Raw genomic sequence first — 21,512 nt, forward strand, 5'->3', positions numbered from 1 at the left:
ACCCGCCCGCACCCACCCGCCCCGTCTGCACGATCCACGCGAAGGAAGCCGACCTCATGCTGCGCATCGCCGTCCCCAACAAGGGTTCCCTGTCAGGCCCCGCGGGGGAGATGCTGCATGAGGCCGGCTACCAGCAGCGCCGCGAGTCCAAGGAGCTGCGGATCGTCGACCCGGTCAACGACGTCGAGTTCTTCTACCTGCGCCCCCGCGACATCGCGATCTACGTCTCCTCCGGCCGTCTGGACATCGGCGTGACCGGCCGCGATCTGCTGGTCGACTCCGCCGCCGAAGCCGAGGAGATCCTCCCCCTCGGCTTCGCCCGCTCCACCTTCCGCTTCGCCGCCAAGCCGGGCACGGCGAACGGCCTGGACGACCTCAAGGGCCGCACGATCGCGACCTCCTACGAGGGCATCGTCGCCAAGCACCTGGCCGAGCAGGGCGTCGACGCATCCGTCGTCCACCTCGACGGCGCGGTCGAGACGGCCATCGAACTGGGCGTCGCCGAGGTCATCGCTGACGTCGTGGAGACCGGCACCTCGCTGCGCAACGCCGGCCTGGAGGTCTTCGGCGACCCGATCATGAAGTCCGAGGCCGTCGTCATCCGCCGCACCGGCGCGGACGCCGAGGACGCCGCCGAGCCGAAGGTCCAGCAGTTCCTGCGCCGCCTCCAGGGCGTCCTGGTCGCGCGGACCTACGTGATGATGGACTACGACTGCCGCGTCGAGCAGCTGGAGAAGGCCGTCGCGCTGACCCCGGGCCTGGAGTCGCCGACCGTCTCCCCGCTGCACAACGAGGGCTGGGTCGCCGTCCGCGCCATGGTCCCGGCCAAGGAGGCCCAGCGGATCATGGACGACCTGTACGACATCGGCGCCCGTGCCATCCTGACCACGGCCATCCACGCCTGCCGGCTCTGAACACCCCAGGGAACATGTCCGATCTCGCGGGCGGCGACCTGCCCACCCTCCCCGTCACCTTCCGGCCCGGCCGCACCCGCGCGGTGCTGCTCACCGCCGGGGTGGTGATCCTCGTCGTCATCTCCGCCGTGGCGATGCTGCTCGAGCAGCTCGGCCCCGGGGAGCGGCTCAGCTTCATCCTCACCGGCGCCCTCATCTTCTGGGTGCTGGCCCAGCTGGCCCGGGTGCGGGTCGTCGCCGACGAGGCCGGCGTCACCGTCGTGAACATCGCCGGCCGGCGGCGGCTGGAGTGGGCGCAGATCCTCCGGGTGAACCTCCGCCCGGGCGATCCCTGGGTCTTCCTCGACCTCAGCGACGGCACCAGTCTGCCCGCCCTCGGCATCCAGCCCGGCATCGACAAGCAGCAGGCCATCGCCGACGCGCGCAGCCTGCGGGCGCTCGCGGAAGCCCGGTCGGTCCGGGACCCCGAGACGCCCCCGGAACAAGATCGGGGCTGACTCGGGGCCGGCCGCCCTGCCGTTCGAGGCCCTGTCTTGATTAATCTGGTGACGGAGGCGCTGCCCCGGCGCCTGCGCCCCTGTCGTGCCCTGCCGGGCTCACGGGGGTTCCTGCTACCCGAGGAGTGACTCCCTCCGGCGATGGACGGTTCGTCCTGTAGTACCTGCGCCGCCCCTGTCCGACCTGGTTCGCAGGCGGCGGCATCATGACCATGCCCCTGCTGCTCCTGGCAGCCGCGTTCCTGCTCATCCTCGCCAACGGCTTCTTCGTCGCCGCCGAGTTCGGCCTCATCACGGTCGAGCGCCCGGACGCCGAGAAGGCCGCCGCCGAGGGCGACCGACGGGCCCGTACGGTCGTCGAGTCGCTGAAGGAACTGTCCTTCCAGCTCTCCGGCACCCAGCTCGGCATCACCATCACCTCGCTCGTCGTCGGCATGCTCGCCGAACCGGCGCTCGCGGAGCTCCTGCACGGCCCGTTCACCGCGATCGGCGTCCCCGGCGGCGCCGTCTCCGGTGTCGCCGTGGTCGTCGGGATGCTGCTGGCCTCCGCCGTGCAGATGGTGATCGGGGAGCTGGTGCCCAAGAACTGGGCGGTGTCCAAGCCGTTGCAGGTCGCGCGCTTCGTCGCGGGCCCGCAGGCCGGCTTCTCCCGCCTCTTCCGGCCGGTGATCGCGGCCCTGAACACCGTCGCCAACCGGCTGGTGCGTGCCCTGGGCGTCGAGCCCACCGCGGAGCTGGCCTCCGCGCGCACCCCCGGCGAGCTGGTCTCCCTGGCCCGCCACTCGGCCCAGGCCGGCGCGCTCGAACAGGACACGGCCGACCTCTTCGTGCGGACCCTGTCGCTGGCCGAGCTGACCGCGCAGCACGTCATGACCCCCCGCGTGAGGGTCAGCGCCCTGCAGTCGACGGCCACCGCCGAGGACGTGGTCAACCTGACCCGCGCCACCGGCCTGTCCCGGTTCCCGGTCTACCGCGAGAGGATCGACGAGGTCGTCGGCATGGCGCACCTCAAGGACGCCCTGGCGGTCCCGGTCCACGACCGGCTGCGCACCCCGGTGGCCCGGATCGCCCGTCCGGCGCTGCTGGTCCCCGAGACCCTGCCCGTGCAGCCCCTGCTGGCCCGGCTGCGCAGCGAGCAGCCCATCGCCGTCGTCGTCGACGAGTACGGCGGCACGGCCGGAGTGGTCACCCTGGAGGACATCGTCGAGGAGATCGTCGGCGAGGTCCGCGACGAGCACGACGGCCAGGACGCCCCGGAGCTCGCCGCGGCCCCGCCCGAGGACGGCCGGCCCGCCTGGGACGTGGACGGCAGCTGCCGCGTCGACACCCTGCAGCGCATAGGCCTGGAGGTCCCCGAAGGGCCGTACGAGACGGTCGCCGGCCTCGTCGCCGACCTCCTCGGCCGCATCCCGGCCGTCGGGGACCGGGCCGAGCTGCCCGGCTGGCGGCTCTCCGTGCGCCGGATCGGCCACTACCGTGCCGAACGGGTCCGGCTGGTGCGCACCGGCCAGGTCGTGGAGGTCGCCCGATGAGCGCCCTGCAACTCGTCTTCGCCGCGCTGCTCGTGCTCGCCAACGGCTTCTTCGTCGGCGCCGAGTTCGCCCTCGTCTCGGTCCGCCGCAGCCAGATCGAGCCCCTGGGCACCGCGCGGGCCCGCCAGGTCCTCTACGGTCTGGAGCGCCTGCCGCAGATGATGGCGGCGGCCCAGTTCGGCATCACCGTCTGCTCCCTCACCCTGGGCGCGGTCGCCGAGCCGACGGTCGCCGAACTGCTGGAGCCGCTGTTCGAGTGGATCCACCTCCCGCACGGGACGATCCATCCGCTCGGCTATGTCATAGCTCTCGCGGCCGTGGTCTTCTTCCACCTCGTCATCGGCGAGATGGTGCCGAAGAACCTGGCCATGGCGGCCCCCGAGAAGGCCGCGCTGTGGCTGAGCCCGGGCCTGGTCGCCTTCGCCCGGGTCTGCCGGCCGATCACCGTGGCCCTCGGCGCGTGCGCCCGGGGCATCCTGCGGCTCTTCCACGTCGAGCCCAAGGACGAGGTCGAGGCGGTCGTCACCAGCGAGCAGCTCAACCGGCTGCTGGAGGACTCCGGTCAGGCCGGCCTGCTCGACCCCGAGGAGCGCGAACGGCTGGAGGACGCGCTGGAGCTGGGCTCCCGACCGGTGACCGACGTGCTGCTCCGGCGCGAGTCCCTGGTCACCGTCAGCCCGTCGGTCACCCCGGGCGAGATCGTGGAGCTGACCGCCCGCACCGGTTACTCCCGCTTCCCCGTGGCCGCCGAGAACGGCGCCTACATGGGCTACCTGCACGTGAAGGACGTCCTCGACCTGGAGGACTCCGAGCGGGCGGTGCCCCAGCAGGTGTGGCGTCCGATGACCAAGCTCCGGTCCGAACTGCCGCTGGACGACGCGCTGACGGTGATGCGCCGGGCGGCGACCCATCTGGCGCAGGTCGCCGACGCCTCCGGCCGGGTCCTGGGCCTGGTCGCCCTGGAGGACGTGCTGGAACTCCTGGTGGGCGAGGTCACCGACCCGGCGCACCGGGATGTCGCCGAGGTGCGGCTGACGGAGCCGTCCGTGAGCGACGGGGCGGAGCAGGCGCTGGTGAGCTGAGAGCGGGCCTGCAGGTCCGTCACCTTCCCGACGGATCCTGCGGGCCCCTCCCCGACAGCACCTCGCCGTACGCCTGCATCAGGTCCGGAAGCCGCAGTGTCGACAGGTCGTCCCGGGTCAGCGCGCCGGGGTAGGTCGACAGCCGCAGATCCCGGTAGGCGCAGCTCTTCTCGTACAGCGTCCGCAGGAACCGCCCGTTGCCGAGCTCGTCGATCCACCCCTGGTCGACGACGTGCCCGGCGATCGAGCGCAGCTCGTCCAGCGCCTCCTCGTCCCACGCGTCGCCGTTCTCCCCGGCCAGCACCTCTCCGATGGAGGTGAGCTCCAGGGGCCGGTAGGAAGGGAAGTCGACGCGGGTCGTGAACCGGGAGGACAGTCCGGGGTTCGCCGCGAGCAGCCGGTCCATGCCCTCCGGATAGCCGGCCAGGATCACCACCAGGTGGTCCCGGTTGTCCTCGGCCCGCTTCAGCAGCACCTGCAACGCCTCGTCGCCGTAGGCGTCGCCCTTGCCGTACCCGGAGTTGGACAGCGAGTAGGCCTCGTCGACGAAGAGCACCCCGCCGAGGGCCGAGTCGATCAGCTCGTTGGCCTTCACGGCCGTCTGGCCGAGGTACTCGCCGACGAGATCGGCCCGCTGCGCCTCCACGAGGTGGTCGCCGCCCAGCAGGCCGAGGGCGTAGAAGACCCGGCCGAGGATGCGCGCCACCGTGGTCTTGCCGGTGCCCGACGGTCCGGAGAAGACGAAGTGCCGCTTCGGCGGCTGCACCGGAAGACCCTGCCCGGTCCGTAGCCGAGCCATGTTGAGCTGGGCGGACAGCGCCTTGACCTGGCGTTTCACCGGCTCCAGCCCCACCATGCGCTCCAGCTCGGCGAGCGCCTCGTCCAGGAGGACGGGGTCCGTGGGCCCGGCGGGCAACGGTAGGGAGGGAACGAGGTTCGTGGCCCGCACGGCGGGCTCGGCCACCGGCGTCAGCGGGACGACAGGAGGCGGATCGACGGGCTCGGTGAGCCGCAGATCGCGTCCCTCCGTGCCGAACAACGGGTCGAAGCCGTCCGGCCCGTCCACCGCGTCCTGTCCGATCCCCGTGAGCGTGATCGCCGCGAGGTCGGCCGCGTCGTCGTATCCGTCGCCCTCGGAGATCGCGGCGAGCCGGGCGGAGGTGTCCATGAAGGCGGCGTCGACACGGTGGACCGCCCGGTACAGCGGGAGGGCGGCCGCCGAACGGCCGGTGCCCTCGTGGGCCCGGGCCAGCCAGTAGCGCAGTTCCTTGCGCTGCGGCTGTTCGCTGCGGCAGCGCATCAGGGCCGCCGACAGCAGCGGTTCCGCCTGTCCGTACATCTCCAGGCGCACCCGGGCCATCCCGCCGAACAGACCGGCCTCGATGCCCAGCAGGGAGTCGTCGAGGAGCGGATCGGTGTGCCGGACCAGCTGCTCCCAGTCCTTGACCAGGTAGGCGCGGCAGGCGTGCAGGAACCGGACCTGATGGTCGGCGTCGACGGGCGGGAGTCCGGCGAGCGCCCGGTCCAGCTCGGGCACATGGCGGCCGTCCAGCCAGTGCGAGGCGTGGGCGAGGAGCAGGTCGCGCGGGCTCTCCAGCACCGGCTGCACCCACCAGCCCAGCCAGTACCAGGAGTTGAGGGTGCGGCGGTGCCGGGTCCGCTGCTCGCCGAAGCGGTCGCGGTGACGGAACATCCGCAGCAGTGCGGTCGTCGTGTCGACGCGCAGCGCGTGCAGCCCGAGCCAGCCGTCGGCCATCCCGGGGTCGATCCGCACCGCGGTGCGGAACTCCTCCTCCGCCTGCGGATACGCGCCCATGGTGTAGGCGTCCACGCCTCGCAGCCAGGCCAGGTCGGCCGGGGCCTCGGGGCCCTGCGTGCCGAAGTCCATCACGTCCCCCACAAACCGTGCCCCGTCGGTCTGCCGCCGGGCCGTCGCCCGTCGGCTGCCTTGGTCGAACCGCTGTGCCGCGGACCGGAGTTGCAAGGTGCGCGCAGCAGTCGTCCAGGTCGCACCGAAGGCATCGTACCTGCGTGGGCGTCGCCCGCCGTAGGGTGCCGCACGGGCCGTTCCACGAGGTGGGAGCACACGGGGCGCACAGCGAACCGTGACCCAGGGTGAGCGAACGGTGCCGCGTCGCGCCCGGGAAGAGGGGGAACGGAACCGGAAGAGGACAGAACGAAGCCCCCGATCACGGGGGAACAACCGGGGGCTTCGCGTCCGAGAGCGGCTTCGATGCCGCATACCGAGAACGTAAGACCTGTACGGGCCGCCGGTCAAGCGGAGTTGGAGCACTTGGCGAAGTTCGAGCGCAAGAGCCTTCACAGGTTCACCACATGGCGGATGGTCCCTCACGGTGGGTGACATCCTGGTGCGGACCAGACTTTCCCCGCGGCCCCCTCAGCACCTCGTATCCCTCCCGCAGCTGTCGTACCAGCAAGTCGGCGTAGGGGCGCGACGGGTCCTCGGCGAAGTGGCCGACTTCGGCCGGCACCCATCCGTCCCAGAACTCCCGCTGCTCCTCCCCGTCCCGCGATCGGCCGCGCGCCCACGCCTCCTCCGCCGGAAGGTCCATCCACAGCAGGCACGCCAGAGCGGGCCGCAGGGCGCGCCGGCCCGCGCCGACCCCCTCCAGCAGGACGACGGGGCCGGCGGGCAACGGCTGCGGCCGGCCGAAGCGGCGGGCGCGCCAGTCGTAGGGGGTGTAGCGCGCCTGCTCGCCGCGGCCGAGCGGTTCGATCACCTGGCCGAGCAGCCGCCCGGTCCACGCGAACAGCTCGTCGTGAGAGGCGAAGTCGTCGAGGTGCAGCACCGGCGCGCCGCCGAGCGCCTCGGCCAGCGCCGCGGCGAAGGTGGACTTCCCCGAGCCGGCGTGTCCGTCGACGGCGATCAGGCGGACCGGTCCGCAGGACGGCGGCAGGCGGCGGAGCCGGGAGGCGAGCTGGCGGATGGCGGGTCCTGGTGGGGGAGGAGGGGGATGCGGGAGGAGGAGGCGCGACGGGCGAGACGGTGGGGGAGGCGGCTGAGGCGTCGGCACGGCCCGGAAGTCTACGTCCGTACGCCCACACCGGTGGTTCGGTCCGTCGTCCGTGGGCGTGGCCGGGACGGCGGTCCTGGAAGGGACGCCCGCGGCCGTCCATAGTGGGCGGACAGCCGCGCCGAGACCTCGGGGGTCCTTCCGCCCATGAGCCAAGCCGAACAGCCGTCCCGCAGGACCGTTCTCGCCGCCGCGGTCGCCGCCGCGGTCGCCGGCGGACCGACGCCGACCGCGGCCGCCGCGCCGGCCTCCCCGGCGGACGCCGGCGGGACCGACACCGGCGAGGCCGGGTGGTCGGCCCCGGCCCGATCCGTCGACCATCGCGCCTGGACCTCCTATGCCGACTGGCGCGCCGGCGCCGCCGAGGGCACCCGTGCCGTGCCGGGGGTCCGCCCGGGTGTCGTCATCGCCGCCCCGCTCGGCTCCGTCGACTACCGGGACCCGCACACCGGCACCACCGCCGCCTGGGAGTACGCGACCTGGACGTCCCCGGCCCGGGTGCTGGCCGTCCCGGCCACCGAGGTGATCGCCTCCTGGAACGCGAGCACCCCGGCCGGGACCTGGCTGCAGGTCGAGCTGAAGGGCACGTACTCCGACGGCACGGACACCCCCTGGTACGTGATGGGCCGCTGGGCGACCGGCGACCAGGACGTCAGACGCACCTCGGTCGACGGCCAGACCGACGGCAGAAGCGCCGTCTGGACCGACACCCTGGCCGTCGACGACGCCTCGACCGGCCTGCGACTGGCCGCCTTCCGGCTCCGGCTCACCCTGTACCGCCGCCCCGGCGTCCAGGCCACCCCGACCGTGTGGCGGCTCGGCGCGACGGGCTCCGACGTCCCGGACCGCTTCACCGTCCCGGCCTCCGTGCCCGGCCTCGCGCGCGAGCTGATCGTCCCGCGCTACTCGCAGGAGATCCACCGCGGCCGCTACCCCGAGTACGACAACGGCGGCGAGGCCTGGTGCAGCCCCACCTCCTCGCAGATGATCGTCGAGTACTGGGGCGGCCGGCTCACCCCCGAACAGCTGGCCTGGGTCGACCCCGCCTACAGCGACCCGCAGGTGTGCCACGCCGCCCGGTCCACGTACGACTACCAGTACGGCGGATGCGGCAACTGGCCGTTCAACGCCGCCTACGCGGCCACCTTCCCCGACCTGCAGGGCGTGGTGACCCGGCTCGGCTCCCTCACCGACCTGGAGACGTTGATCGCCGCCGGGATCCCGGCCATGACGTCCCAGTCCTTCCTCAAGGAGGAGCTCACGGGGGCGGGTTACGGCACTTCCGGACACCTGATGACCGTGATCGGCTTCACCGGCCAGGGAGACGTGATCGCCAACGACCCGTTCTCGGTGGACGACTCGGCGGTGCGGCGGGTGTACCGGCGGCGGGAGTTCGAGAACATCTGGCTCAGGACCAAGCGCTACAACGCCGGCGGCAAGGTCGCCTCCGGCACCGGCGGAGTCTGCTACGTCTACTTCCCGGCACGGCCGAGCGCCCGCCGGCGCGCGGCCCTCACCGCGGTGGGCATCCCCGTGTGAGCAACGTCTCCGCCCCGGCAGGCCCGACAGGTGGCAAGGTGGACGGATCGTGGGGGGATCCACCAGTACGTCCGACCTCAGCGAGACATCATGACCTCACAGACAGCCACCGCCGCCCGAGCCCGTACCGGGGGCCCCGACGACGACGGCCCGAACGTCCTGGAACACGTCGCGGGCTGGGTCCTCGTCGCGGTCGTCGCGATGCTGGTCACCCAGCTCGGGCTGCTGTGACGGGCGTGACCTGACGCCCGGTTGACCTGACATACTGCGGACGTCCTGCCGACCGCCCGAGACCAGGGTCGACCTTGAATATCAGTGAACCGCGCGAAGTCGTCCGTCCCCGGGCTCGCGGTACCGAGCGCTCACTGGCGCGCCGCGCCGAACTCATCTCCATCGGGCGGAAGTTGTTCGCCGACACGTCGTACGACGCCCTCTCGATGGATGACATCGCCCGGCAGGCGCACGTCGCCAAGGGGCTGATCTACTACTACTTCCAGTCCAAGCGCGGCTACTACCTGGCGATCATCCAGGACTCCGTCGCCGACCTGGTCTCGTTCGCGGCGAGCGGCATGGACCTGCCCCAGGTGGACCGGGTGCACCGCACCATCGACGGCTATCTGCGCTACGCCGAGCACAACCAGGCCGCCTACCGCACGATCGTCAGCGGCGGCGTCGGCTTCGACACCGAGGTGCACGCCGTCCGGGACGGCGTACGCGCGGCGATCGTGGCGACCATCGCCGAAGGCGCGTACGGCCGCGGCGACGTCCCCCCGCTGCCCCGCATGGCCCTGCTGTCCTGGGTGTGCGGTGTCGAGGGGGCCACGCTGGAGTGGATCGACCGCCCCGGACTCTCCCGTGAGGTCATGGGCGACCTGCTGGTGAAGACGCTGGGCGGCTGTCTGCGCGCCATCGAGGAGCTCGACCCCGCCTTCCCCGCACCGGCGTCTGCCCGCCGCGAGGTCGCCGAGCCGACGTCGACCTGACGCCGAGCGTGACGGTGGAGATCCGAGGCCGAGGGCGCCGGGGAAACCCGTGGTGGTCCGTCGGCCCGGCGCGCCCGCGGGCCGAGGACGCCGGGGGAGGCCCGTGGTCCGCCGCCCCGGCGCGCCCGCGCATTACTTGACGGCCTTGATCAGCTCACCGTCGGCGGTGTCTCCGCCGAGTCCCGGAAGAAGGTGCCGCCCAGCCCCCGGCGGTTCTTGTACGTCAGCTTCGGCGCGATGGTGGCCGGGGTGTCGTAACTCCACCAGTCGTTCCCGCACTTGGGGTAGGCGGTGCCGCCGTTTGTAGCCGTTGTAGCCGTTCGTGCCCTTCGCCGGGGTCGCGCGGGCGTCGGCGGGGTCGGTCTCGCCGGCGGTCGCGGTGCCCGCGTCGGCGAGCAGGGCGGCGCCGAGCTAGGCGCAGCAGGCGGCGGACAGCACGGCACGGAAGCGGGCGCGGGCGCCGGGGCGGAGCGGGGTGTGCATCGGGTGTCTCCTCGCGGGCGTCAGGGAGGCGGCCGCACACCGATCGGCAGGAACGCGGGGAACGCGTCGGAGTGCCACGGTAGGAGGAGCAGACCAGTTGAATGGTGCGGACCAATCGCCGACGGCTCGTGCGTATGGCGCGGCGGGGGCCCGGCGGACACGGTCGCACCGCCGCCTACGGTTCGAGCAGGACGGGGCACGAGGCCGAGCGGTGCCTGGTCGAGGGGTCGGTCGGTCCGGGCGGGGGTCAGCGCATGTCGCCCAACGGCTCCACAGAGCCGCCGAACTGCCCCGCCCGCACCTGCGGGGCCGCCAGCCGCACCCACTCGGGGTCGTCGCGGCCCGGCAGGGTGCGGCCCCGGTCGGCCCAGGTGCGCAGCAGGTCGCGGTAGATGGGCGGGTCCTGAGCGGCCGGAGCCGCCCGCGGAACCGATCCTGCACGGGCGGGTTCCGCGGGCGGCGGAACGAAGAGCTGGCGGTGACGCCCGGGTGCAGCCGAATAGGTGGGGGCCATATCAGGGCAACGGCGAGGGCGCGGGCCAGGTCACCGGCCGCCGTAGTAGAGCGTGAGTTCGGGGAGTGCCCCCGTTGTTCCGGGCGGAAGCGCCGCTCCGGGCCACGCGCAGGGGTCCGGCCCGACGGGGGTCCGGCCACCGGGGAGCGGCCGGACGCGTCGCCAGATCCCGTTGTCACGACGGAGCTACGCGCCAGCGGGCGGCCGTCGCTCGCCGCTCGGGCGAGCGCTCCGCGGGGACGAGCGCCCGGCCGGCGAGTGATCTCGGCTTGCGAGGGCGCCGGTCGACGCCGTCGGCCGGCCGCCCGCTCCGCTTCCGGCGCCGCCTGCCCCCGCTGAGCGCGTCGGGCGCGGGATCGTGGTCAGGCCGCGGCGCGGCGCATCACCGGTACGCGCATCGGGCGTGAGCCCGGGCCGCCGACGTGCGAGAAGGGCTGTGTGCGCCAGTCGAGTCCCTGAGGGAGCGTCAGCAGCAGCGCCGTCTCCTGCTCCTGGGGCTCCACCGACTCGTCCGCGGGGCGCGCCTCGGACGCGGGGCGTCCCGTGCCGGCGCAGACCGTGAGCCCGAACGGGTTCCACGGCGAGGCGCACAGCGCGTGCTCCGGCAGGATCTCCTCGTCCGCCAGCAGCGCGATGGGCTGCGCGCAGTCCGGGCAGATCACCCGGTACATCTCGAAGGTGTCGTACGCGTCGAAGTGGTCGGGGTCATCGGCGTCGAAACCGTCGGCGTCGAAGGGGTCGACGCCCTCCGGTTCGAACTCGGCGACCGAATGGAGCCGCTTGGGCGCGGTGCGACCAGGGCGCTTAGGACTCTGCATGGGATTCTCCCCCTCGGGCTGGGCCGTGAAGGCACTGCGGCCTCGACCACAGCAAGCACTTCCCAGCCCGTCCGGACGGTAACCACGGGTCCCTCACGAAGCCTTGACAAGTGCTGTGGCATTCGTCACATGCCGTTTGCAGGTGTCGCGCGCCCGGTCCGGCCCGGCACATCACAAACCGGGTATGACCTGGGCTGCATACGTATACGCGGAGATCGCGCGCACGGTAGGTTCTTGCGCCATGGAGGAGCTGGACCGACAAATCGTGCAGCTGCTCGTCAAGGACGGGCGGATGAGCTACACCGATCTGGGCAAGGCCACGGGCCTGTCCACGTCGGCCGTGCACCAGAGAGTGCGCCGGCTGGAACAGCGCGGCGTCATCCGCGGGTACGCGGCCGTCGTCGACCCGGAGGCCGTCGGGCTGCCCCTGACCGCCTTCATCTCGGTGAAACCGTTCGACCCCAGCGCCCCCGACGACATCGCCGAGCGGCTGGCGGGCGTGCCGGAGATCGAGGCCTGCCACAGCGTCGCCGGCGACGAGAACTACATCCTCAAGGTGCGCGTGGCCACCCCGCACGAGCTGGAGGAGCTGCTGGGGCGGCTCCGCGCGCTCGCGGGCGTGTCGACGCGCACGACGGTCGCCCTGTCCACCCCGTACGAGGCGCGACCGCCGCGCATCTGAGGGGCCCCTGCCTCGTGGCCGGCGGCGAGGCGCGAGACTGTTCCCCATGAGTGAGCGCGCCCCCCAGCCGAAGACCGTCCTGCTCCGCCGCGGAGAGGTCCACAGCCCCGCCGACCCGTTCGCGACCGCGATGGTCGTCGAGCGCGGCCAGGTCGCCTGGGTCGGCTCGGAGGGCGCCGCCGACGCCTTCGCGGACGGCGTCGACGACGTCGTCGACCTGGACGGCGCCCTCGTCACGCCGGCGTTCACCGACGCCCATGTGCACACCACGTCCACCGGCCTCGCGCTGACCGGACTCGACCTGTCCGACGCGCCCTCCCTCGCCGCCGCCCTCGCCCGCGTGCGGGACTTCGCGGCCGCCCGCCCTCAGGACAAGGTGCTGCTCGGGCATGGTTGGGACGCCTCACGCTGGCCGGAGGCACGTCCTCCCCGGCGCGACGAACTGGACGAGGCCGCCGGCGGCCGGCCGCTCTACCTCAGCCGGATCGACGTCCACTCGGCCGTGGTCACCACAGCCCTGCTCGATCTGACGCCCGCGGTGCGCGCCGCCTCCGGTCACGCGGACGGGGAGCCGCTCACCCGCGACGCGCACCACGCCGTCCGCGCCGCAGCGTTCGCAGCCGTGACGCCCGGGCAGCGCGCCGAGGCCCAACGGGCCGCCCTCGCGCACGCCGCCTCGCTCGGCATCGGTTCCGTCCACGAGTGCGGCGGTCCGGAGATCTCCTCCGAGGACGACTTCACGGGCCTGCTGCGGCTCGCCGCCGCCGAGAGCGGCCCCCGGGTCGTCGGCTACTGGGCGGAGCAGGACGTCGACAAGGCCCGGGAACTGGGCGCGCTCGGCGCCGCCGGGGACCTGTTCGTCGACGGCGCGCTCGGCTCCCACACCGCCTGTCTGCACGGCCCGTACACCGACGCCGACCACACCGGCACCGCCTACCTGGGCGCCCCCGAGGTGGCCGCGCACGTGGTGGCCTGCACCGAAGCCGGCCTGCAGGCCGGGTTCCACGCCATCGGCGACGCCGCCGTGACCGCCGTCGCCGAGGGGGTGCGCGCCGCGGCGGAGAGGATCGGCCTGGCCCGCATCCGCGCCGCCCGCCACCGTGTGGAACACGCCGAGATGCTCACGCCGGAGACGATCGCCGCGTTCGCCGAACTCGGTCTCACCGCCTCCGTCCAGCCCGCCTTCGACGCCCTGTGGGGCGGCGAGGAGGGCATGTACGCGCAGCGCCTGGGCGCCGAGCGGGCCCGCACGCTGAACCCCTTCGCCGCCCTGCTGCGCACCGGCGTCCCGCTCGCCTTCGGCTCGGACAGCCCGGTCACCCCGCTCGACCCGTGGGGTACGGTCCGCGCCGCCGCCTTCCACCGCACCCCCGAGCACCGTGTCTCCGTACGGGCCGCGTTCACCGCCCACACGCGGGGCGGCTGGCGGGCGATCGGCCGGGACGACGCCGGCGTCCTGGTCCCCGGCGCACCCGCCGACTACGCGGTCTGGCGGACGGACGAACTCGTCGTCCAGGCCCCCGACGACCGGGTCGCCCGCTGGTCCACCGACCCCCGCTCCGGCACCCCGGGACTGCCCGATCTGACCCCCGGAGCCGGTCTCCCGGTGTGTCTGCGGACCGTGGTCGGCGGCCGGACCGTGTTCGTGCGCCCGAGCGAGTGATCTCCCGGGCCGGCGCGGCGAAGATCACCCGTCCGCCCGTCGTCGTGCCATCTCCGTCTCCTCCTGCCTGACCAGGGCATTGACGAAAGACCCGCAGGTCGAACGGCTGTTGACAGCCGACTGCGGGAGGCCGGTAGGTTCGGCGGAGTCCACCACCGGACGCCCCGCCGGGGAACGTCCGCGCACTCGCCGCGGCGCCGCTGGGTCAGGGACGGTGTGCCGAGCAGGCGCACCGCCACTGGCAGCCAGGCTCAGCGCCCGCGCCGCGGCGGGGGAACGTTCCGGCCGGTCGGGGAGGTGTGACCCGGGTGGGGCCCGGGCGCTCAGTAGACAACGGCTTTCGGTCGACCCGCAGCCAGCGGATCCCGGGCCGGCCCGAAGAGCGCCGGGCCCCCATCCGCAGCGGGCGTGCGCACGACCCGCCCGGGGTAGGGGCGTACATACAAGCCCAAAAGCGCGTTGTTACCCCACTTCCGGGGGCCCGACACCACCATTCGAACGTCCTGTCACGTCATCGCAGGCCGTGGCCACTATGGTGGTCCCCTGCGGACGGACTTGAAGGGGCAGCAGTGAACGACGGCGACGTGACCCGCGCGGCACAGGACCGGGGACGGCGGTTCGGTCCGCTCGGCACGGCCTTGGTGATCATTCCGACCTACAACGAGGCGGAGAACATCAAGAGCATCGTCGGCCGGGTGCGCAAGGCCGTCCCCGAGGCTCACGTCCTCGTGGCCGACGACAACAGCCCCGACGGCACCGGCAAGCTCGCCGACGAACTCGCCGCCGGGGACGACCAGGTCCAGGTGCTGCACCGCAAGGGCAAGGAAGGCCTCGGCGCCGCCTACCTCGCGGGCTTCCACTGGGGCCTGGACCACGGTTACGGCGTACTGATCGAGATGGACGCCGACGGCTCCCACCAGCCCGAGGAACTGCCGCGCCTGCTCACCGCGCTCAAGGGCGCCGACCTGGTCCTGGGATCGCGCTGGGTGCCGGGCGGCCGGGTCGTGAACTGGCCGCGCTCCCGCGAGGTCATCTCCCGCGGCGGCAGCCTCTACTCCCGCCTCGCCCTCGACCTCCCGCTGCGTGACATCACCGGCGGCTACCGCGCCTTCCGCCGGGAGACCCTCGAAGGCCTCGGTCTGGACGAGGTGGCCTCTCAGGGCTACTGCTTCCAGGTCGACCTCGCCCGTCGCGCCGTCAAGGCCGGGTTCCATGTGGTGGAAGTGCCCATCACCTTCGTCGAGCGGGAACTCGGCGACTCCAAGATGAGCCGCGACATCCTCGTCGAGGCGCTGTGGCGGGTCACGGCGTGGGGCGTGGGGGAGCGGGTCGGCAGGATCACCGGCCGGGGCACGGGCCAGTCGGAGCCTCCGCGGACGCCCGCTGTCGCTCCCGAGGGCGCCGCGCCCGCCGCCGGGACCGTGAGGCCGGGCCGTGAACTCGCCGAGCCGGGCCGTGAACTCGCCGAGCCGGGGCCTGAGACCGCCGAGCCCGCCGCCGGCACCGCCGCATCCGGCAGTGACGCAGCGGAGCCGGGCGGTGACGCTGCCGGGTCGGACGTCGGCGGCGGCTCCCCGTCGGCCGGCAGGCCGCACAGCGACGGCTGACCGCCCCTTACGCCGCTCTGAGCCGGGTGCGGGCACACTGGATGCATGACGCCTGGCTCTCCGATCCGCGCATACCCGACCGACGCCCCGTCCCGCCGTCCCCAGCCCCGCCGTTCCCGCCTGCGGACGTTCCTGCCGCTGGGCCTCGCCGCCTGGCTGGTGGTGGAGATCTGGCTGATGACCGTGGTCGCGGGTGCGACGAGCGGGCCGGCGGTCCTGCTGATCCTCGTCGCCGGGTTCGTCCTCGGCGCCGTGGTGATCAAGCGGGCCGGGCGCCGCGCCTTCCAGAACCTGAACGAGGCGCTCCAGCGCGGCACGGCCCCCCGCAAGGGCGGCGGCAACGGACTCATGATGCTCGGCGGCCTGCTCCTGATGATCCCGGGGCTGGCCTCCGACGTGATCGGTCTGCTCCTGCTGCTCCCGCCGGTCCAGAAGGCGGTCAGCGGCTACGGGGAGCGCAGACTGCGCCAGGCCGCGGGCGCGCCCGGCACCCTGGGCGACGCCTTCCAGCAGGCCCGCATCCACCGCCCCGACGGCAAGGTGGTGCAGGGCGAGGTCGTCAGGGACGAGCGGTGACCTGACGTCGGACCTGTGGGCAGGGACGACCGGCGGCGCTCACGGGCTGACGCCGGGTCCGGGCTGCGGGCTCCGGCGGGTTGTTCCGGTTCGGTGTTCCGGCTTCTCTGCGTCGCCCAGTCGCCCAGTCGCCCAGTCGCACCGGAGACCCGCGGAGGCAGTCTCGTGCGGCCGTCCCTCGGGCGGTGCCCAGGGCGGGCGCCGGGCAGCACGACGACCGCGGGCGCCGTACGTGTGTCACGTACGGCGCCCGCGGTCGTTTGTCGTGCGCTGTGAAGCCGGTCGCAGCCCCTTGGGGCTACGCGCTTTTACGGCTGTCGCGGGGATGCACCGCAAGGTTCATCGCCCCGGACCGCAGAACGGCCAGACGCTCCTCGAGGACCTCTTCCAGTTCCTCGCGGGTCCGCCGCTCCATCAGCATGTCCCAATGGGTACGCGCGGGCTTGGCCTTCTTTTCCTCAGGGCCGTCGCCGTCGACCAGGAGTGCAGGGGCTCCGCAGACCTTGCACTCCCACTCCGGCGGAATCTCCGCCTCGACCGAGAAGGGCATTTCAAACCGATGCCCCTTCTCGCATGCGTACTCCACGGCCTGGCGCGGGGCCAGGTCGATACCGCGGTCCGTCTCGTAGCTGGTCACCACGAGGCGCGTGCCGCGAAGAGCTCGCTCACTCATGAATCGTGCCTCCCGGGCTTGTCGCCCACAGGACAGGTGTCGCTGTCGTCGTCATCCGGTCAACGTCCGGGCGGCGGTAAAGATTCCCGATCCGAGTCCCGTTCCGGGTCGTGCGTCGCCGTCGTAGCCGCAGCCTTGTCAACCAGTGCAGTACCCACCGGCGCCCGGTTTGTCACATCTGAAAGGAGATGTCACCCAGCGTTTCGGCATCTTTGACGCGCAGTAACGGTACGCCTGGCAGGCCAAACGCGTACACTACCGCCCTTTCGCCTTGAGCGCTAAATCCTCTCGGGCACCGGGTTCCCCGCGTCGCCGATCGCACGCCGGACAGGCACGCGCGCGAGCAGGCCGAACCCGATCACGAAGAAGGCCACCAGGGACACGATCGCGTCCCGGTAACTGCCGGTGAGCTGGTAAGTCATCCCGAACAGGAGCGGGCCGAGCCAGCTCATGCCGCGGTCGCTCATCTCGTATGCCGAGAAGTACTCGGCCTCCTTGCCGGGCGGGACCAGGTGGGAGAACAACGAGCGGGACAGCGCCTGGCTGCCGCCCAGGACCAGGCCGATCGCGGCCGCCAGCAGGAAGAAGCCCACCGGCGCCCGGGCCGGCAGGAAATACCCCGCGCCCAGGGTGAGCGTCCAGGCCACCAGCGAGCCGAGGATCGTCCGCTTCGCGCCGTACGTCCGCGCCAGCCGTCCCATGCCCAGCGCTCCCGCGACCGCGAGCAGCTGCACCAGCAGGACCGCCCCGATCAGCGTGGACTGACCGAGGCCCAGCTCCTCGGAACCGTAGAGGGACGCCTGGGAGATCACGGTCTGGATGCCGTCGTTGTAGACGAGGTAGGCCAGGAGGAACGAGAGGGTCAGCGGATGGCGGCGCATGTCGCGGACCGTCGCGACGAGCTGTCGCAGCCCCGGAGTCGTCGTCCCCTCCCGCGCGGCGGCCGGCCGGTCGCGCAACCGCAGCAGCGGGATCAGGGTGAAGCCGCCCCACCACAGTCCGGCCGAGGCCAGGCAGATGCGCACGGCCGTCGACTCGGAGACCCCGAACGAGTCGTGGGCCAGATAGAGGACCAGGTTGATCACGAGGACCAGCGAGCCCGCCGCGTAGCCGAAGGCCCAGCCCCGGGAGGAGACCGCGTCGCGTTCCTCGGGCGGCGCGATCTGCGGCAGATAGGAGTTGTAGAGCATCATCGCCACCGACTGGGCGGCGTTCGCCACGATCAGCAGGGCGCCGCCCAGCAGATAGCGGTCGCCGCCGAGGAAGAACATGGCGGTCGTGGCCGCGGCGCCCGCATAGGCGGCGGCGCCCAGCAGCGGCCTCTTGCGGCCGGTACGGTCGGCGGCCGCGCCCACCACCGGCATCACCAGGACGGCCACGATCACCGACAGGGACACCGAGTAGGCGAAGAAGGAGCCCGCCCGGACGGGGACGCCCAGCGGATGCACGTACCCGTCGGCGTCCGCCGCCTGCCGGGCGACCGAGGTCAGGTACGGGCCGAGGAACACGGTGAGCACGCTCGTCGAGTAGACGGAGCACGCCCAGTCGTAGAAGTACCAGCCGCGCTGCTCGCGCCGCCGTCCTGCGGCCTCGTCGGACGCCGCCGTCCGCAGGGTGTCGATGCCCACCCGCCCTCGCCTCCCGGTGCCCGGAACCGCGTGCGGGCTGCGGGCACCGGGTCAGACCCAGACGCCCCGGTCCTCCATGACCTTGCGCAACGCGTCGATGTGATCGGTCATGATGCCATCGACTCCCAGGTCCAGGAGCCGGTGCATCCGGACCGGATCGTTGATCGTCCACACGTGGACCTGCAACCCGCGCGCGTGGGCGGCGCGGACGAAGCGGCCGTCCACGACCCGGATGCCCGACCGCGCCTCCGGCACCTGCGCGGCGATCGCCGAGCGGCGCGGCCTCGCGGGCAGGCCCCAGGACCTCAGCCGCAGGTCGAGCACACCCCGGGTGCCGTACGACGTCGCCAGGCGCGGCCCGGCCAGCCGCTGGGCGCGTACCACCCGGGCCTCCGAGAACGAGCCGACGCAGACCCGGTTCCAGGCGCCCGTGCGTGCGATCAGGTCGAGCAGGGGGTGCAGCGCGGGTTCCGCCTTGAGGTCGACGTTCCACCGCACCTCGGGGAAGGACTCCAGGAGGTCCTCGAAGAGCGGCACCGGCTCTCTGCCTCCCACGCGCGCGCGGCGCACCCGCGACCACGGCAGATCGGCGATGCGGCCCGCGCCGTCGGTCACCCGGTCCAGCGTCGTGTCGTGGAAGGCCACGAGCCGGCCGTCCAGCGTGGCGTGCACATCCGTCTCGACGTAGCGGTACCCCGCCTCCACCGCGCGCCGGAACTGCGCCGCGGTGTTCTCCAGACCGGCCGCGGCCCCACCGCGGTGCGCGAACGGGATCGGCCCCGGATGGTCGAGGTAGGGGTGGCGTATGAGGCGGGTCACGGACGCAGTATCGCTCCCTGCGGTGTCCCGCCGGCAACGACCGTGCCGCCCCCGGAGGCCGCCGGAACGGTGAACAGCCGCAGGAAGAGCTGGGCGAGCGGTCCGATCGTCACCGCGTACAGCAACGTGCCGACGCCGATGGTGCCGCCGAGGGCGAACCCCGTCACGACGACCACGACCTCCACCGTCGTCCGCATCAGGCGGACCGAACGCCCGGTGCGCCGGTGCAGACCGGTCATCAGCCCGTCGCGCGGGCCCGGCCCGAAGCCGGCCGCGATGTACAGGCCGGTGGCCGCCCCGTTGAGGACGAGCCCCGCCACGAGCAGGGGCGCCTGCGCGGCCAGGGTGCGCGCCTCCGGGACGCACGCCAGGGTGCCGTCCATGGCGATGCCGACGACGAACACGTTGGAGACCGTGCCGAGGCCCGGGCGCTGGCGCAGCGGGATCCACAGGAGCAGCACCGCCGCGCCCACGCCGATCGACACGACGCCGATCGACAGCCCGGTCAGCTCGGCCAGACCCTGGTGCAGCACGTTCCAGGGCTCCAGGCCCAGGCCCGCCTGTACGAGCAGGGCGGAGGAGGCGCCGTAGAGGGCGAGGCCGGCGTAGAGCTGGAGCAGTCTGCGGACGAGACGGCCGTTCGGCTCCCGCGAGGACGGTTCCTGCGGTGACGGCTCGGACAAGGTGTCCCCCTGGTGGTGGCAGTGGCCTGACTCGTGACACTCTGTGGCTTGGAAGCGCACGTCATCCATGGCCAATTCGGGGAAGGTGGACTGGTATCCATGGCGCAGTGGACCTCTGCGGTGGGGGCCGCACAACTCGCCCGGCTGCTCAAGTCCCAGCAGGACCGGCCGGCCGGCCCCCGCGCCCGGCGTCCCCCCGCCTATCGGGCGCTCGCCGACGGGATCCGGCTGCTGGTGCTCGAAGGCCGGGTCCCCGGCGCCGCCCGGCTGCCCGCCGAACGGGAGCTGGCCCTCTCCCTCTCCGTGAGCCGTACGACCGTCGCCGCGGCCTACGAGGCGCTGCGCGCGGAGGGCTTCCTGGAGTCGCGACGCGGCGCGGGCAGCTGGACCGCCGTGCCGGCGGGCAACCCGGTCCCGGCCCGCGGTCTGGAGCCCCTGCCGCCCGAGACCCTGGGGTCCATGATCGACCTGGGCTGTGCGGCCCTGCCCGCTCCCGAACCCTGGCTCACCCGCGCCGTGCAGGGTGCGCTGGAGGAGCTGCCCCCGTACGCCCACACGCACGGCGACTATCCGGCGGGCCTGCCGGCGCTGCGCGCGATGATCGCCGAGCGCTACACCGCGCGCGGGATCCCGACGATGCCCGAGCAGATCATGGTCACGACCGGGGCCATGGGGGCCATCGACGCCATCTGCCACCTCTTCGGCGGGCGCGGCGAGCGCATCGCCGTCGAGTCGCCCTCCTACGCCAACATCCTTCAGCTCATGCGGGAGGCGGGCGCCCGGCTGGTGCCCGTCGCGATGGCCGACGGCCTGGCCGGCTGGGACATGGACCGCTGGCGTCAGGTCCTGCGGGACGCGGCGCCGCGCATCGCGTACGTCGTCGCGGACTTCCACAATCCGACCGGCGCGCTCGCCGACGACGACCAGCGCCGCCGGCTCGTGGAGGCCGCCCGCTCGGCCGGCACGGTGCTGGTGGCCGACGAGACCATGAGCGAACTGTGGCTCGACGACGTCCGGATGCCGCGGCCCGTGTGCGGCTTCGACCCCGGCGGTTCGACGGTGATCACGGTCGGCTCTGCGAGCAAGGCCTTCTGGGCCGGGATGCGCATCGGATGGGTGCGGGCGGCTCCGGACGTCGTCCGCAGCCTGGTGGCGGCCCGCGCCTACGCCGACCTGGGCACGCCGGTGCTGGAGCAGCTGGCCGTCAACTGGCTGTTCAGCACCGGCGGCTGGGAGCAGGCCGTGGAGTTGCGGCGCCGCCAGGCCCGGGGCAACCGGGACGACCTGGTCGCGGCGGTGCGGCGGGAGCTGCCGGAGTGGGAGTTCTCCGTCCCCGGGGGCGGGCTGACCCTGTGGGTGCGGACCGGCGGACTGTCCGGGTCACGGCTGGCCGAGGCCGGGGAACGGGTGGGCCTGCGGGTGCCGTCCGGTCCCCGGTTCGGCGTCGACGGCGCCTTCGAGGGATATGTGCGGCTGCCGTTCACCGTGGGCGGCGCCCTGGCGGAGGAGGCGGCCACGCGTCTGGCCGCGGCCGCGCGGATCGTGGAGAGCGGGGGCACGGCGGGCGGCGAGGGGCCGCGCACGTTCGTGGCGTAGGGCGGCCGTGGGCGGCCTGGGGCCGTCCGCTTCGGTCACCGTGTCGGTCACCTGCTTCGGTTCCCGAGTCGGTCGCCTCCCCGTCGGTGGCTGGGCACGGTGTGCGTCGGGCTGGGCACCGGTCGGGCGTCGGACGGGGTGGCGGACGGCGGGCGGGCGCCGGTCCACCGTCCGACCGGGGGACGGGT

Annotated in this window: 19 protein-coding genes and 2 pseudogenes; 12 read left to right on the plus strand and 9 right to left on the minus strand. The window is 73.1% G+C overall.

Features of this window, described 5'->3' with window-relative positions:
* Positions 1-56 precede the first annotated feature (56 nt).
* The 4 genes from hisG (at position 57) to ACFVYK_RS18270 (ending at position 4,025) form a co-directional block, all read left to right on the plus strand.
* Complete coding sequence (hisG, locus tag ACFVYK_RS18255) at positions 57-914, plus strand: ATP phosphoribosyltransferase (RefSeq protein ID WP_389774778.1); 858 nt, start codon at positions 57-59, stop codon at positions 912-914.
* Positions 915-928: 14 nt separating this feature from the next.
* Positions 929-1,411: a PH domain-containing protein gene (locus ACFVYK_RS18260; RefSeq protein ID WP_389774781.1), complete on the plus strand. Its 483-nt coding sequence runs from the start codon at positions 929-931 to the stop codon at positions 1,409-1,411.
* Positions 1,412-1,617: 206 nt separating this feature from the next.
* Positions 1,618-2,943 carry a hemolysin family protein gene (locus tag ACFVYK_RS18265; protein ID WP_389774783.1) on the plus strand — a complete coding sequence of 442 codons (1,326 nt, stop codon included), beginning with the start codon at positions 1,618-1,620 and terminating at the stop codon, positions 2,941-2,943.
* Positions 2,940-4,025 (plus strand): hemolysin family protein, encoded by a 1,086-nt coding sequence (locus ACFVYK_RS18270; protein WP_389774786.1) that lies wholly within the window; start codon positions 2,940-2,942, stop codon positions 4,023-4,025. Before ACFVYK_RS18265 ends, ACFVYK_RS18270 begins: the two co-directional genes overlap by 4 nt.
* Before the next feature lie 19 nt (positions 4,026-4,044).
* On the opposite strand, the gene ACFVYK_RS18275 is transcribed toward ACFVYK_RS18270, so the two are convergent.
* Both ACFVYK_RS18275 and ACFVYK_RS18280 read right to left on the minus strand, forming a co-directional pair.
* On the minus strand, positions 4,045-5,913 hold the full coding sequence (locus tag ACFVYK_RS18275) for an AAA family ATPase (protein ID WP_389774789.1): 1,869 nt from the start codon (positions 5,911-5,913) through the stop codon (positions 4,045-4,047).
* A 439-nt stretch (positions 5,914-6,352) separates the two neighbouring features.
* Complete coding sequence (locus ACFVYK_RS18280; protein WP_389774882.1) at positions 6,353-6,973, minus strand: uridine kinase; 621 nt, start codon at positions 6,971-6,973, stop codon at positions 6,353-6,355.
* A 234-nt stretch (positions 6,974-7,207) separates the two neighbouring features.
* Between ACFVYK_RS18280 and ACFVYK_RS18285 the strand changes: the two genes are divergently transcribed.
* The 3 genes from ACFVYK_RS18285 (at position 7,208) to ACFVYK_RS18295 (ending at position 9,582) form a co-directional block, all read left to right on the plus strand.
* Positions 7,208-8,599 (plus strand): peptidase C39 family protein, encoded by a 1,392-nt coding sequence (locus ACFVYK_RS18285; RefSeq protein WP_389774792.1) that lies wholly within the window; start codon positions 7,208-7,210, stop codon positions 8,597-8,599.
* 90 nt (positions 8,600-8,689) lie between these two features.
* On the plus strand, positions 8,690-8,830 hold the full coding sequence (locus tag ACFVYK_RS18290) for an SCO1431 family membrane protein (protein ID WP_389774795.1): 141 nt from the start codon (positions 8,690-8,692) through the stop codon (positions 8,828-8,830).
* Between the two features lie 74 nt (positions 8,831-8,904).
* Positions 8,905-9,582 (plus strand): TetR/AcrR family transcriptional regulator, encoded by a 678-nt coding sequence (locus ACFVYK_RS18295; RefSeq protein ID WP_389774796.1) that lies wholly within the window; start codon positions 8,905-8,907, stop codon positions 9,580-9,582.
* 132 nt (positions 9,583-9,714) lie between these two features.
* Here ACFVYK_RS18295 and ACFVYK_RS18300 read toward each other — a convergent pair.
* From ACFVYK_RS18300 to ACFVYK_RS18310, 3 genes and pseudogenes are all read right to left on the minus strand, one after another.
* Positions 9,715-9,893, minus strand: a pseudogene (locus ACFVYK_RS18300) (chitinase); the annotation flags it as partial.
* Between the two features lie 419 nt (positions 9,894-10,312).
* A complete protein-coding gene (locus ACFVYK_RS18305; protein WP_389774799.1) occupies positions 10,313-10,579 on the minus strand; it encodes a hypothetical protein in 267 nt (88 codons plus the stop codon).
* A gap of 362 nt (positions 10,580-10,941) precedes the next feature.
* Positions 10,942-11,397 carry a hypothetical protein gene (locus ACFVYK_RS18310; protein ID WP_389774802.1) on the minus strand — a complete coding sequence of 152 codons (456 nt, stop codon included), beginning with the start codon at positions 11,395-11,397 and terminating at the stop codon, positions 10,942-10,944.
* 241 nt (positions 11,398-11,638) lie between these two features.
* On the opposite strand from ACFVYK_RS18310, the gene ACFVYK_RS18315 reads away from it, so the two are divergent.
* The 4 genes and pseudogenes from ACFVYK_RS18315 to fxsA all read left to right on the plus strand — a co-directional run bounded on the left by ACFVYK_RS18315 (position 11,639) and on the right by fxsA (position 15,925).
* Positions 11,639-12,079 carry an Lrp/AsnC family transcriptional regulator gene (locus tag ACFVYK_RS18315; RefSeq protein ID WP_389774804.1) on the plus strand — a complete coding sequence of 147 codons (441 nt, stop codon included), beginning with the start codon at positions 11,639-11,641 and terminating at the stop codon, positions 12,077-12,079.
* Positions 12,080-12,125: 46 nt separating this feature from the next.
* A complete protein-coding gene (locus ACFVYK_RS18320) occupies positions 12,126-13,742 on the plus strand; it encodes an amidohydrolase (protein ID WP_389774806.1) in 1,617 nt (538 codons plus the stop codon).
* A gap of 569 nt (positions 13,743-14,311) precedes the next feature.
* A pseudogene (locus ACFVYK_RS18325) lies at positions 14,312-15,163 on the plus strand (polyprenol monophosphomannose synthase); the annotation flags it as partial.
* A 231-nt stretch (positions 15,164-15,394) separates the two neighbouring features.
* A complete protein-coding gene (fxsA, locus tag ACFVYK_RS18330) occupies positions 15,395-15,925 on the plus strand; it encodes an FxsA family membrane protein (RefSeq protein ID WP_389774808.1) in 531 nt (176 codons plus the stop codon).
* Between the two features lie 298 nt (positions 15,926-16,223).
* Here the strand turns inward: fxsA and ACFVYK_RS18335 are convergent, their stop codons facing one another.
* The 4 genes from ACFVYK_RS18335 to ACFVYK_RS18350 all read right to left on the minus strand — a co-directional run bounded on the left by ACFVYK_RS18335 (position 16,224) and on the right by ACFVYK_RS18350 (position 19,728).
* Positions 16,224-16,598 (minus strand): RNA polymerase-binding protein RbpA, encoded by a 375-nt coding sequence (locus ACFVYK_RS18335; RefSeq protein WP_020128921.1) that lies wholly within the window; start codon positions 16,596-16,598, stop codon positions 16,224-16,226.
* Between the two features lie 278 nt (positions 16,599-16,876).
* Positions 16,877-18,226: an MFS transporter gene (locus ACFVYK_RS18340; protein ID WP_389774810.1), complete on the minus strand. Its 1,350-nt coding sequence runs from the start codon at positions 18,224-18,226 to the stop codon at positions 16,877-16,879.
* Between the two features lie 51 nt (positions 18,227-18,277).
* Positions 18,278-19,045, minus strand: coding sequence for a glycerophosphodiester phosphodiesterase (locus ACFVYK_RS18345; protein ID WP_389774813.1), 768 nt, complete (start codon positions 19,043-19,045; stop codon positions 18,278-18,280).
* A complete protein-coding gene (locus ACFVYK_RS18350; RefSeq protein WP_389774815.1) occupies positions 19,042-19,728 on the minus strand; it encodes a YitT family protein in 687 nt (228 codons plus the stop codon). The genes ACFVYK_RS18345 and ACFVYK_RS18350 overlap by 4 nt, the downstream gene beginning before the upstream one ends.
* Positions 19,729-19,827: 99 nt before the next feature.
* Between ACFVYK_RS18350 and ACFVYK_RS18355 the strand changes: the two genes are divergently transcribed.
* Positions 19,828-21,324 carry a PLP-dependent aminotransferase family protein gene (locus tag ACFVYK_RS18355; RefSeq protein ID WP_389774818.1) on the plus strand — a complete coding sequence of 499 codons (1,497 nt, stop codon included), beginning with the start codon at positions 19,828-19,830 and terminating at the stop codon, positions 21,322-21,324.
* Positions 21,325-21,512 lie beyond the last annotated feature (188 nt).

Origin of the sequence: Streptomyces sp. NPDC058291, from assembly GCF_042880855.1 — a bacterium.
Taxonomy (GTDB): domain Bacteria; phylum Actinomycetota; class Actinomycetes; order Streptomycetales; family Streptomycetaceae; genus Streptomyces.